General features: G+C 63.1%; 10 protein-coding genes. 6 read left to right on the top strand and 4 right to left on the bottom strand.

What is annotated here, in order from left to right; genetic code table 11:
* Positions 1-81 precede the first annotated feature (81 nt).
* Positions 82-1,578 (bottom strand): CoA-acylating methylmalonate-semialdehyde dehydrogenase, encoded by a 1,497-nt coding sequence (locus ACSQ84_RS05030; protein ID WP_436210512.1) that lies wholly within the window; start codon positions 1,576-1,578, stop codon positions 82-84.
* A 100-nt stretch (positions 1,579-1,678) separates the two neighbouring features.
* Here ACSQ84_RS05030 and ACSQ84_RS05025 point away from each other — a divergent pair, with 100 nt between their 5' ends.
* On the top strand, positions 1,679-2,593 hold the full coding sequence (locus tag ACSQ84_RS05025; protein WP_436210511.1) for a LysR family transcriptional regulator: 915 nt from the start codon (positions 1,679-1,681) through the stop codon (positions 2,591-2,593).
* A gap of 144 nt (positions 2,594-2,737) precedes the next feature.
* On the opposite strand, the gene ACSQ84_RS05020 is transcribed toward ACSQ84_RS05025, so the two are convergent.
* Entirely contained in the window at positions 2,738-3,352 is a 615-nt protein-coding gene (locus ACSQ84_RS05020; protein ID WP_436210510.1) for a TetR/AcrR family transcriptional regulator, read from the bottom strand.
* Positions 3,353-3,587: 235 nt separating this feature from the next.
* Here ACSQ84_RS05020 and ACSQ84_RS05015 point away from each other — a divergent pair, with 235 nt between their 5' ends.
* The 5 genes from ACSQ84_RS05015 (at position 3,588) to ACSQ84_RS04995 (ending at position 9,222) form a co-directional block, all read left to right on the top strand.
* Positions 3,588-4,358 carry an enoyl-CoA hydratase gene (locus ACSQ84_RS05015; protein WP_436210509.1) on the top strand — a complete coding sequence of 257 codons (771 nt, stop codon included), beginning with the start codon at positions 3,588-3,590 and terminating at the stop codon, positions 4,356-4,358.
* Positions 4,359-4,372: 14 nt separating this feature from the next.
* Complete coding sequence (gene solA / locus ACSQ84_RS05010) at positions 4,373-5,539, top strand: N-methyl-L-tryptophan oxidase (RefSeq protein ID WP_436210508.1); 1,167 nt, start codon at positions 4,373-4,375, stop codon at positions 5,537-5,539.
* 219 nt (positions 5,540-5,758) lie between these two features.
* Positions 5,759-7,429, top strand: a complete 1,671-nt coding sequence (locus ACSQ84_RS05005) for an FAD-dependent monooxygenase (protein ID WP_436210507.1) — start codon at positions 5,759-5,761, stop codon at positions 7,427-7,429.
* Positions 7,426-7,611 (top strand): hypothetical protein, encoded by a 186-nt coding sequence (locus ACSQ84_RS05000; protein WP_436210506.1) that lies wholly within the window; start codon positions 7,426-7,428, stop codon positions 7,609-7,611. Before ACSQ84_RS05005 ends, ACSQ84_RS05000 begins: the two co-directional genes overlap by 4 nt.
* A gap of 318 nt (positions 7,612-7,929) precedes the next feature.
* The gene (locus tag ACSQ84_RS04995) at positions 7,930-9,222 is read left to right on the top strand and encodes an MFS transporter (RefSeq protein WP_436210505.1); all 1,293 of its coding nucleotides are present in this window, start codon (positions 7,930-7,932) and stop codon (positions 9,220-9,222) included.
* Positions 9,223-9,422: 200 nt separating this feature from the next.
* On the opposite strand, the gene ACSQ84_RS04990 is transcribed toward ACSQ84_RS04995, so the two are convergent.
* On the bottom strand, positions 9,423-10,982 hold the full coding sequence (locus ACSQ84_RS04990; RefSeq protein WP_436210504.1) for an acyl-CoA carboxylase subunit beta: 1,560 nt from the start codon (positions 10,980-10,982) through the stop codon (positions 9,423-9,425).
* Positions 10,912-11,889, bottom strand: a complete 978-nt coding sequence (locus tag ACSQ84_RS04985) for an IclR family transcriptional regulator (RefSeq protein WP_436210503.1) — start codon at positions 11,887-11,889, stop codon at positions 10,912-10,914. Before ACSQ84_RS04985 ends, ACSQ84_RS04990 begins: the two co-directional genes overlap by 71 nt.
* Positions 11,890-11,969 lie beyond the last annotated feature (80 nt).

The following is an 11,969-nucleotide window of genomic DNA, read 5'->3' as shown; positions in this document are numbered from 1 at the left end:
CCATCCTTCGAGACGCGCGCAAGAGCGCACTCCTCAGGATGAGGTCTGTGGGTGGAATCGATCCATTTGAGACCATGTGCGTCAGTTCATCGTCGGAATCGAGAACTCCGCGCCCTCCTTCACACCCGACGGCCAGCGCGAGGTGACGGTCTTGGTCTTGGTATAGAAGCGGATCGAATCCGGGCCGTGCTGGTTGAGGTCGCCGAAGCCGGACTTCTTCCAGCCGCCGAAAGTGTAATAGGCGATCGGCACCGGGATCGGCACGTTGATGCCGACCATGCCGACATTGACCTTGGCGGCGAAATCGCGCGCGGCGTCGCCGTCGCGGGTGAAGATCGCAACGCCGTTGCCGTAATCATGGTCCGACGGCAGCGCCAGCGCCTCCTTGTAATCGTGGGCGCGCACCACCGACAGCACCGGGCCAAAAATCTCTTCCTTGTAGATCCGCATGTCCTTGGTGACGTTGTCGAACAGCGAACCGCCGAGATAGAATCCGTTCTCGTAGCCCTGCATCTTGAAGCCACGGCCGTCGACCGCGAGCGTCGCGCCTTCCTTGACGCCGATATCGATGTAGCTCTTCACCTTCTCGACCGCTTCGCGCGTCACCAGCGGGCCGAAATCGGCGGACGGATCGACCGAGGTGCCGATCTTGAGCGACTCCACGCGCGGGATCAGCTTTTCCATCAGGCGGTCGGCGGCGGTCTTGCCGACCGGCACCGCGACCGAAATCGCCATGCAGCGCTCGCCCGCCGAGCCGTAGCCGGCGCCGATCAGCGCGTCGACGGTCTGGTCCATGTCGGCGTCCGGCATGACGATGGCGTGGTTCTTGGCGCCGCCAAAACACTGGCAACGCTTGCCGGTCTGCGCGGCGCGCTCGTAGATGTACTGCGCAATCGGCGTCGAGCCGACAAAGCCGATCGCCTTGATATCGGGATCGTCGAGGATGGCGTCGACCGCTTCCTTGTCACCGTTGACGACGTTGAGCACGCCGGGCGGAAGTCCCGCCTCGATCATCAGGGCGGCCAGCATCATCGGCACACCGGGATCGCGCTCCGAGGGCTTCAGGATGAATGCGTTGCCGCAGGCGATCGCGGGGGCGAACTTCCACATCGGGATCATCGCCGGGAAATTGAACGGCGTGATGCCGGCGACCACTCCCAGGGGTTGCCGCATCGAGTAGATGTCGATGCCGGGGCCGGCGCCTTCGGTGTATTCGCCCTTCATCAGATGCGGAACGCCGCAAGCGAATTCGGCGACTTCGAGTCCGCGCTGGATATCGCCCTTGGCGTCGGGAACGGTTTTGCCATGCTCACGCGCAAGGCAATCAGCGAGTTTGTCGTAATCACGCTGAACCAGTTCGACGAACTTCATCATCACGCGCGCGCGGCGCTGCGGATTGGTGTTGGCCCATTCGACCTGCGCCGCGATGGCGTTCTCGACGGCGGCGCGAACCTCGGCCCTGGAGGCCAGCGCCACTTTGGCCTGGACGTCGCCGGTCATCGGCTCGAATACGTCGGCCGTCCGGCCCGACGTGCCCTTGACCTCTTTGCCGCCGATGAAATGTCCGATGGAACGCATGAATCTTCTCCCTTGGGGGCCGGTTGGATCGCTTTGAGACCTTTTTGACCCGCATTTCCTAGGATACAAGTCCGATAAAATGCACCATAGATGTGCGGAAATGCTGGATCAAGGCGGCAGTACGATCGATTGGGATGACTTCCGTTTTCTGCTGGCCATCGCGCGCGGCGGAACGGTATCCGCTGCCGCAAAACAGCTTGGCGTCGATCATGCCACAGTGATCCGGCGTGTCGACCGGCTGGAGCGGCAACTGTCCGCAAAACTGTTTGATCGCCGCAAGACCGGCTATTTGCTCACCGAGGCCGGCCGGCGCGTCGCCGACAGTGCCGAGGCGATGGAATCCACGATTGTCGCCAACCAGGAGGCGGTCGGCGGCTCCCGCGCCCATCTGACCGGTACGGTGCGGATCGGGGCCCCCGACGGGTTCGGCAGCCACTTCCTGGCCTCGCGGCTGGTGAAATTCGTCGAGCGCTATCCCGACCTCGATCTGCAGCTGGTCGCCACCGCGCGGCTGTTCAGCCTGTCGAAGCGCGAGGCCGATATCGCGATCAGCCTGACCATGCCGAAGGAAGGCCGGGTGTTCGGGCGCAAGCTGCTCGACTACAGCCTCGGGCTGTATGCCGCCCCCGCCTATCTCGACCGCGCACCCAAAATCGCCGGACGCGGCGACCTGCCTGCACATCGCTTCGTCGGCTACATCGAGGAACTGCTGTTCACGCCGGAGCTGGATTATCTGCCGCAGGTTAGCCCAAAAATCTCCGCGAAATTCCGCAGCGCCAATCTGATCGCGCAGCTCAACGCCACCATCGCCGGGTTCGGCATCGCGGTGCTGCCGCACTTCATGGCGACGGCGCATCCGGAGCTTCGCCCGGTGCTGCCGGACGAGGTCACGATCTCGCGGACGTTCTGGCTTCTGATGCACGCCGACAGCAAGGACCTGGCCCGGATCCGCGCGGTGGCGGATTATATTTATGAGACGGTGGAGAACGAGCGCGCGCTGTTCAGTGGGCGGTGAGCATACCTCGTCGTCCCTGCGAACGCAGGGACCCATACGCCGGGCCCCCAATTTGGCGGAAGGTGGCGGTGACCTTCCGTCATCGATAGCGCAACGCGGTATGGGTCCCGGGTCAAGCCCGGGACGACGGCGGTGGGTGTCGCTCTAATTCGCCTTCGTCTTCGCCACGGCCTTCTTCGCCGCCGCCGCGCGGCCGACCACGGCCTCGCGCCCGGTGGCAAGAATCTCGTCGGAAAACTCGCCATTGCCGGCGATCCGCGACAGCACCAGCGTTCCCATCATGGTCGCCAGCGCCGCGACCGCCTGCTTGCGCGCCGACTTGCGCGGCACATCGAGAATCTGATCGGCCATGACGTCGATCATCGCTTCCAGTTTGGCCGCAAAGGCTTTCCGCGTCTTCGCGCTCTCGCGGGCGATTTCGGCGCCGAGCGCCGGCACCGCGCAGCCATGCCCGGGATCGTCGCGATGCAGCGGGCTCAGGTAGCTGTCGACGACGGTCGTCAGACGCTTCTCCGGCTGGGTCTCCTCGGCGATCTTTCGCCAGCGCTCGGTCGAGCGGTCCATCGCATAGGCAAAGGCCTCGATCACCAGCGCCTCGCGGGAATCAAAATGCGCGTAGAAGCCGCCATGGGTCAGGCCCGCTTCCTTCATCAGGTCGGCGACGCCGATGCCATGGGCGCCCCTCTCGCGCAGCCGCACGGACGCCTTCTTCACGATCCGCGCGTGGGTTTCCTGCTTGTGCTCCTTGGAATAGCGCATGGTAATCCCGTAACCATTAGATGTTTGCAGTCATATAATAGCAGCCGGGCGCGAAAAAAGCTGCATCTATTTCGCTTTCGGCCCCCTCGTCCAATCATCGAGAAGGTGGTGGTCGCGTGCACCGCAAGATTGCCGGCGCCTCCCTCGGGCCACTTGACAATTCAGCACATTGCCCGGGAACTGGGGTGAACCGTGGCACTGAATCCAAAAACAAAGACCAACAGAGAAAAATCAGATGGAAATGCTCAATCCCCATTGCGGCATCGACCGCGATTCCCGCGGCGTGGTGCGCCTGTCGATCTGCAACGCCGGCTCGCTGAATATTTTGAGTTCGGCCGTCACCAATGGCGTGCGCGAGGGCTTTGAGAAACTCGCTGCCGACCGGACCATCCGCGCGATGATCCTGGCCGGCCAAAGCGAGAAGAGCATGATCGGCGGCGCCGACATCAAGGAAATGGCAAAACTCGACCAGAAATCCGCCGAAGCCTTCATCACCCGGCTGCGCGACCTTTGCGAAGCCGTGCGGCACTTTCCGGCGCCCGTGATCGCACGCTTGCCGGGCTGGTGCCTCGGCGGCGGGCTCGAGGTCGCCGCCGCCTGCGATTTCCGGATTGCGGCGCACGACGCCCACTTCGGCATGCCGGAGGTCAAGGTCGGCATCCCCTCCGTGATCCATGCCGCGCTGTTGCCGCGGCTGATCGGCTGGGGCCGCGCCCGCTGGCTGGTCATGACCGCGGAAAATATCGACGCGCCGACCGCGCTGGCGTGGGGCCTCATCGACAAGGTCGCGCCGGCCGGCGGCCTCGATGACGCCGTCGAGCACACGGTCAAGGCCCTGCTCGAATGCGGGCCCGAGGCGCTGCGTTCGCAGAAGGCGCTCTTGCGTCAATGGGAAGAACTGCCGCTGACGGAATCCGTCAATCTGAGCGTCGGCGTGTTCGGGCAATCCTTCCTGAGCGGCGAGCCGCAGCGGATGATGGAGGGCTTCCTCGACCGGAAGCGATAGGCGCAGGAGCGGAAATGGAACGGTCGTTCGACGCAATCGTACTTGGCCTGGGAGCAATGGGCTCCGCCGCGACTTACCAGCTGGCCAGCCGAGGCGCCTCTGTTCTCGGTATTGATCAGCTCAAGCCGCCGCATGAGCTGGGTTCGACGCACGGCGATACGCGAATTACGCGCATCGCCTGCGGTGAGGGTCCCGAGTACTCGCCATTTGCCAAGCGGTCGCACGAGATATGGCGCGACATCGAGAGCCGGACCGGTCGGGAGCTTTTCACCCAAAACGGACTGCTGGTGATCTCCGGCAAGGGTCAGCGTGCTGCCGAACACGAAAATCCGGAGTTCCTCAAATCCACGGTGGCAGCCGCCGACCAGGCCAAGGTTCCCTACGAGATGCTGGATGGCAAAGCGATCCGGAATCGTTTTCCTGCCTTCAATGTAAACGACGACGACGAAGCCTATTTCGACGAGGCCAGTGGCTTCGTTCGACCTGAGTCATGCGTGGAGGCACAGCTTCAGCTCGCGGCCACCTCGGGCGCCATGCTGCGCTTTTACGAGAAGGTGCTGAAATTCGAACCGGATGGCGACGGCATGCAGGTAACGACAGGCGTCAGCACCTATCGCGCCAGGAAACTCATCGTAACCGCGGGTCCATGGATCAACCAGGTATTACGCCTGGATCGACAATTCAGCATCACAAGGCAGGTGCTTTACTGGTTTGGCCTGAAAAGCCAGCATCAATGTCAGGAATTTCTCCCGCAGCGCTTTCCGGTATACATCTGGCAAATTCCGGCACCCCAGAGCATCTACGGCTTTCCATTGATTGGCCACCCCGAACAAGGGGTGAAGATCGCCACCGAGCAGTACGACGATACGACGACGCCCGACACTGTTCGCCGGAGCGTTTCTCCGGACGAAATTACCGAGATGTTCAGAACCTATGTCGGGCCGTTCTTCCCTGGCCTCGACGAAAAGTGCGTGAAGGCGAAGGTGTGCCTTTACACCTGTGTGAAGGACGCCCGGTTTATCATTGATCATCACCCCGACATGAAGAACGTCATCATAGCCTCGCCGTGCTCGGGGCACGGGTTCAAACATTCGGCCGCCGTTGGAGAAACCCTTGCGCAGATGGCGCTAGGCCAATCACATCTGGACGTAAGCAAGTTCTCGTTTGCAGGCGCAATCTGAGATCTGGCGCCGTTCGTCGCAAAAAGGCAGCCGCCGAACTTTGAGGAGTCCTGCCACCCCGCCTCCGATTGCGTCGTCGACCTGGTATGGACTTCTTTCGTGGCGGTGGGCGCGGATCGCGTTCCGATGCATGCTGCCTTGCCATCCCGCTTCTTTCAAGCTGTAGTCGACGCGAACAAGGAACCGGACAAACCACCGGATGAGCAAAGCGGGAAACGCATGAGACCTGCCGGCAAGGGTCCGCTGGATTCGCTTTATTTCAACTATCCGATCTTTCCGGCGCGGCGCGTGCCCGAACTGGACGGCGTGGCCGTTCGCCATCCCGTCGCGATCGTCGGCGCCGGCCCGATCGGCATGACCGCGGCCTTGGTGCTGGCGCGCTACGGCGTCCGCAGCGTGCTGGTCGATCGCAAGGACACCTTTAACGACGGCAGCCGGGCGCTGTGCATCGCGCGGCCGAGCATGCATATCCTGGAACGGATCGGGGCGGTCGCGCCTTTCCTCGACAAGGCACTCGGCTGGCGCTACGGCCGCAGCTATTACCGCGGTGAGCAGATTTTCCGGCTCGAAATGCCGCATCCGGCGAATGAAAAATATCTGCCGATGTACAATCTGCAGCAACAGTATATCGAGCAATACCTGCATGACGCGGTGACCACCTGCGACCTCATCGACATGCGCTGGCGGAGCGAGCTTTCCGACATCAGGCCCGGCACGGACGGCGTCTCGATCGGCATCACCTCACCTATTGGCAATTACCGCCTCGACGCTGACTATGTGCTGGCCGCCGACGGCGCGCGTTCGCCGATCCGAACGCTGCTCGGATTGCGGATGAAGGGCGACAATTACGAAGGCCGCTACGTGATCGCGGATATCCGCATGGATCATGACTTTCCGACCGAACGGCGCGCCTTCTTTGAACCGAGCGGCAACCCCGGCGGCACGGTGCTGATCCACAAGCAACCGGAAAGTATCTGGCGCGTCGACTACCAGCTCCGCGAAGGCGAGAGTGAACAGGACGCGATGCGCGAGGAGAACATCCGCGACCGGGTCGGCGCCATCCTCGGCGATGTCGGCCACGACAAGCCGTGGGAGCTGGAATGGTGGAGCGTCTATTCCGCCAATACGCTGTGCCTCGACGATTACCGGCACGGCCGGGTGTTCTTCATCGGCGATGCCGCGCATATCGTGCCGATTTTTGGCGTGCGCGGCCTCAACAATGGCTTGGCGGATTCCGAAAATCTCGGCTGGAAGCTAGCGCTCGTCCTCAACGGCGAGGCGGATGAGCGCCTACTCGACAGCTATTCGCCGGAGCGGCGCGGCGCCACGCTCGACGTGTTCGCCAACGCCACCAAGAGCACGCGCTTCATGACGCCGCCGACGCGCGGCTGGCGGCTGGCGCGCGAGGCCGCGCTGTCGTTGAGCCTGAAGCACGAATTTCCGCGCGGGCTCGCCAATCCCAGGCAGATGCAGCCCTATACTTATTCCGAGAGCCCGCTGACGCCCTATGCCGGCCGCGATGCCGAGTTTACGGGTGGCCCCGTCAGCGGCAGCGTCGCACCGAACGCCAAGCTTGTTGATGGCAGCCATTTGCTTGACAAGGCCGGGATCGGCATGACGGCGATTTTGTTCTGCGAGGGATTACCCACCGCAGAACAGGCAGCGCTGCTCGACCAACTCCGTAAAATGGACCAACGTTTTACCGCGCTGCTGGTCGGAACAAACGCGATTGCCGACGCCGACGACGAAATAGCCCGCTTGTTCGCCGCCGCGCCAGGCACGCTCTATCTGTTGCGGCCGGACCTGCACATCGCCGGACGATGGAAGACCATCGCGGCAAGCGAAATCCTGCGAACCGCCAGCCTGTGCCTGGGGAGAGACACGCCATGAACCCGATGCCGGCGAGCGATTTCGAGACCGCCTACGAGACGCTCGCGACCGCAATCGATTCGGCGGGACCCGAGCGTGAGGCGCTATTCCTGACCCGGCTGGCGCTGGTGCTCGGCCACGAACTCGGTGACATCGACGCGTTCCAGAACGCGGTCAAGACGGCGCTCGACGGGCTGGAATAGCGCGATGCCGCCTCGGCGGCGGCCTGCCCGGCGAGCGGATCAATTCACCTCATCCGAGCGCGATATTTTCTCATGGAATGATTCAACTATTTGCAATTTTTGCAACGCATAATATTATGTTCATAATCTTATATGCGCGACACACTCGGAATACTGCTATGGCCGATGCCGTCGTCATCCTTTCCGCCGGCCGTACGCCGCTTGTCGGGATGTCCGAAAACGAGGGAAGTTCGACATTTATGTCACCGAGCGAATATGCCAGGATGTACCGCTCAGGCACATCCCGCAAACCTTCCAAATGAATTCTCCAGAGGCGCAATGATTTCGAACTGGCTGTCTGCCGCCCTCGCCCGCCGCAACATTCATTATGGCTGGGCGATGGTCGCCGTGACGTTCTTTACCGCACTGGTCTCAGCCGGTACCGTTGGCGCGCCCGGCGTGTTCATCGCGCCGCTGCAAAAGGAATTCGGCTGGAGCACGGCCGAAATTTCCTCGGCGCTGTCGATCCGCCTCATCCTGTTCGGAGTAATGGCGCCGTTCGCCGCCGCGCTGCTGAACCGCTACGGCCTGCGCAATATGTCGCTGTTGTCGCTGCTGACCGTGGCCGCCGCGCTGGTCGCATCGCTGTTCATGACGCAGGTCTGGCACCTGATGCTGCTGTGGGGCATCGTGATCGGTCTCGGCACCGGCATGACAGCGCTGGTGCTGGGCGCCACGATTTCGGCACGCTGGTTCGTGGCGCGACGCGGCCTGGTGGTCGGCATCCTCACCGCGAGCGTGGCGACCGGCCAACTCGTCTTCCTGCCGCTGCTGGCCATGTTGACGGACCATTATGGCTGGCGGAACGCGCTGGCGTTGATCTGCGTGATGCTGGGCGTCGCGGCCTTTGCCGTTCTGATGATCATGCGCGACCGCCCGAGCGACCTTGGCCTCCGGCCATACGGCGACGAAGGCACCGGGCCGATCGTGGCACCGCCGCCGAACAACGCACCAATCATGGCGGCGGCGCTCGGCACGTTGCGCGACGCCTCGAAGTCGAAAGTGTTCTGGATCCTGTTCGGCACCTTCTTCATCTGCGGCGCCAGCACCAACGGATTGATCCAGGTGCACCTGATCCCGATGTGCCTCGATTTCGGCATTCCGCAGGTCCAGGCCGCAAGCCTGCTCGCTGCCATGGGCATCTTCGATTTCGTCGGCACCATCGCCTCCGGCTGGCTGTCCGACCGCTATGACAATCGCTGGCTGCTGTTCTGGTACTACGGCCTGCGCGGTCTGTCGCTGCTGTTGCTCCCCTTCACGGATTTCTCGTTCTACGGCCTGTCGGTGTTCGCGATGTTTTACGGGCTGGACTGGATCGCCACGATTCCGCCGACGGTGCGGCTGACCGCGCAGCGGTTCGGCCCGGAACGCGCCAATCTGGTGTTCGGCTGGATCTTTGCCGGCCATCAATTGGGCGCCGGAATTGCTGCGTTTGGTGCGGGGCTATCGCGGACGATCTATGCCACCTACCTGCCCGCCTTTTTTGTTGCCGGCACGCTCTGCATCGTCGCGGCGCTGATCACGCTGGTGATCGCGCGGCCGGCGTCGAAGCCGGCGGTGGTGGCGGCCTAGGGGCCGCTGTTCTATCTTTGCATGGGGTTGTTTGCACGGGCACTCCTCATCCCCGCGTGAGCCTAAGCTCATCGCTGGAGGAGCGGCCGCTTGGCCGCGTCTCGAAGGATGGCGGCACAATCGGGGGCCTCATGGTTCGCCCGGCGATGTAATCGTCCGGAACCGGCGCAAGAGCGCCTCCTCACCATGAGGGCGAGCACCTACGGCCTGATCGCCATATTCGTCGCCGGGCCCGTCGTCCTGATCGGTTCGGCCAGCCGCGCGAATTCGCACAGTAGCCCGCGCGTCTTGCGGGGATCGATCACCTCCTCGACCCAGAATTTTTCGGCCGAGCGGAACGGCGAACGCAGCTTGTTGAGACGATCCTCGATCTCCTTGAGCTTTGCGGCCGGGTCTTCCGCAGCGTCGATGTCGGCACGATAGGCCGCCTCGATGCCGCCTTCGAGCGGCAGCGAGCCCCAATAGGCCGACGGCCAGGCGTATCGCATCGAATAGCGGTTGGCCGGCTGATGCACGACGCCGGCGACGCCGAAGGCGTTGCGCACGATGATGGTGCACCAGGGTACGGTGCTCTGGTTGACGGCGGCCATCGCGCGCACGCCATGCCGGATGGTCGCCGACTTCTCGGCCTCGAGCCCGATCATGAAGCCCGGGCAGTCCATCAGATAGACCACCGGCAGATGAAAGGTTTCGGCGAAGTCGACCCAGCGCACCACCTTCTGGCAGGCCTCTGCCGTCCACGATCCCCCGTAGTGGAAGGGATCGCTGGCGAGCAGCAGCACGGCACGGCCTTCGAGGCGCGCCAGGCCCGCAATCATCGGACGGCCGAAATTGGCGTTGACCTCGAAGAACGACCCTTTGTCGACGACGGCGTCGATGATCGGGCGCATCTTGTAGACTTGGCGGCGATTGCGCGGCACCGCTTTCATCAGCGATTCCTCGGCGCGCTCCGGATCGTCGGTGCAGGGTACGGTCGGCGGCAATTCGTAGACCGATGACGGCAGATAGGACAGGAAGCGCCTGGCGCACTCAAACGCCTCTTCCTCGGTATCGACGGCGTCATCGACGCCGCCAGCGCGGGTCTGGATATCGGCGCCGCCGAGTTCCTGTTTTGTCAGGTCCTGGCCGAGACGCTTCACCACCGGCGGACCTGCGACGAACATCGCCGAATTCCTGGTCATGATCGAATAGTGCGTGGCCGCCAGCCGCGCGGCCCCCAAGCCTGCAACCGAGCCCAGGCCGAGCCCCACCACCGGCACCCGCGCCATGTTCGCCGTCGTCAGAAAGTACGCGCGCGTACCGCCGACGCCGCCGGGCAGATTGGCGGCGCCTCTTGTTTCGATGGTTTTCACCGAGCCGCCGCCGCCGGAGCCTTCGATGACGCGGATGATGGGCAGGCGAAAATCATGGGCCATCTCCTCGGCCATCAGCGGCTTGGCGGAGATCGATGCGTCAGCCGAACCGCCGCGCACCGTAAAGTCGTCGCCGACCACCACGACTGTGCGGCCGTCGATCCTGCCGCGGCCGAACACACAGTTGGCGGGCGTCAGATGCTTGAGTTCGCTGTTTTCGTCATATTCGCCGACGCCGGAAATCGCGCCGATTTCGTGGAAGGATTTTTCATCTACCAGTTTGTCGATGCGCTCCCGAACGGTAAGCCGGCCCTGGTCATGCTGACGCTTGACCTTGTCAACGCCTCCCATCTCCCGCGCGAACGCTTCGCGCCGGGCGAGGTCGTCGAGCTCCGGCTTCCAGTTCATTCGTATCCTCCGCCTTGATGATTTTATTGTTGTTATGCGCTGAGACCGGAAGCGGCTTTCTTTCGAGCCGGTTGGTGAAGATGTCGCCGTCGGCGCCCTCGAGCAGACCGCCGAGCGCAGCGCCCAGTTCGACCATCGCGGGCGCCACGTCGCGGTGCAGCCGCTTCTCATCAAACATCGCCGACAGCAGACCGATCGTCGCGACGACGTAGGTTTGATACTGCGGGGACCACAGCGGTACCGCGAGCCCGTTGATATGCGGGCTCCAGGTGCCGCAAGCCACGACGTAGCGGTGTTCGCGCAGATGACTGCGATTGCCCTCGATGCGCGCCTTCAACAGCCGGGCGCTCTCCGGCATCTCACGCTCCATCTCGCCGATCAACGCGTCGCCGACGTCGACGTCGAGCGCCGCGGTGTAGGCGTATCCGGCCGCCGTGCTCGCCATCGAAATGCGGCTGCCGGTGGTCTCGTGCAGGCCGAGCGCATTCGCGGCGCGGGCGAATTCGAGATAAACCAGTTGAAAGCGATCGGGGATCACGAAACCGACGGTGCCCGGCAATTGCTCGGCGACATCCTGCAGCCGCAACCGGATCAGATTGCGCAGCTGCAATCCCTTCATCATCGAAGTGCTCATCGCCACCGCGCTCGGACCGATGCGGTACTTCTGGTCGCGCGGCAGATAGACCAGCTGGCCCATCCGCGTCAGCGTGTGCGTGAGCCGAGACACGGTCGATCGCGGCAGGCCGCAGCGATTGGAAATTTCGAGATTGCCGAGTCGGGCTTCGTGACCCTCGAAGCAGCGCAGGACATCGAACGCCCGCGACACCACCTGAATCACATCGCCCTCGCCCGCCAGATCGCTGGCAAGCCTGCCCTGTTTGCTAAGCCGTTCCGAGCGTCTTCCCATATAAAGGCTCCATTCCGCTCTGCGGAATAAAATTCCACTTGCAGATCAAGCTACCTCAGGCAATCTGCCGCCACAACAAA

The organism is Bradyrhizobium sp. LjRoot220 (assembly GCF_964252915.1).
GTDB lineage: Bacteria > Pseudomonadota > Alphaproteobacteria > Rhizobiales > Xanthobacteraceae > Bradyrhizobium.
Note: the sequence above shows the minus strand (reverse complement) of the source record. Positions and strands in the feature narration are given on the sequence as shown.

Coding starts and splice junctions, on each gene's coding strand:
- ACSQ84_RS04990 (WP_436210504.1), bottom strand. CDS start 10,982: ATGAACTGGAAGCCGGAGCTCGACGACCTCGCCCGGCGCGAAGCGTTC.
- ACSQ84_RS05025 (WP_436210511.1), top strand. CDS start 1,679: ATGCTGGATCAAGGCGGCAGTACGATCGATTGGGATGACTTCCGTTTT.
- ACSQ84_RS05030 (WP_436210512.1), bottom strand. CDS start 1,578: ATGCGTTCCATCGGACATTTCATCGGCGGCAAAGAGGTCAAGGGCACG.
- ACSQ84_RS05000 (WP_436210506.1), top strand. CDS start 7,426: ATGAACCCGATGCCGGCGAGCGATTTCGAGACCGCCTACGAGACGCTC.
- solA (WP_436210508.1), top strand. CDS start 4,373: ATGGAACGGTCGTTCGACGCAATCGTACTTGGCCTGGGAGCAATGGGC.
- ACSQ84_RS05020 (WP_436210510.1), bottom strand. CDS start 3,352: ATGCGCTATTCCAAGGAGCACAAGCAGGAAACCCACGCGCGGATCGTG.
- ACSQ84_RS04995 (WP_436210505.1), top strand. CDS start 7,930: ATGATTTCGAACTGGCTGTCTGCCGCCCTCGCCCGCCGCAACATTCAT.
- ACSQ84_RS05005 (WP_436210507.1), top strand. CDS start 5,759: ATGAGACCTGCCGGCAAGGGTCCGCTGGATTCGCTTTATTTCAACTAT.
- ACSQ84_RS05015 (WP_436210509.1), top strand. CDS start 3,588: ATGGAAATGCTCAATCCCCATTGCGGCATCGACCGCGATTCCCGCGGC.
- ACSQ84_RS04985 (WP_436210503.1), bottom strand. CDS start 11,889: ATGGGAAGACGCTCGGAACGGCTTAGCAAACAGGGCAGGCTTGCCAGC.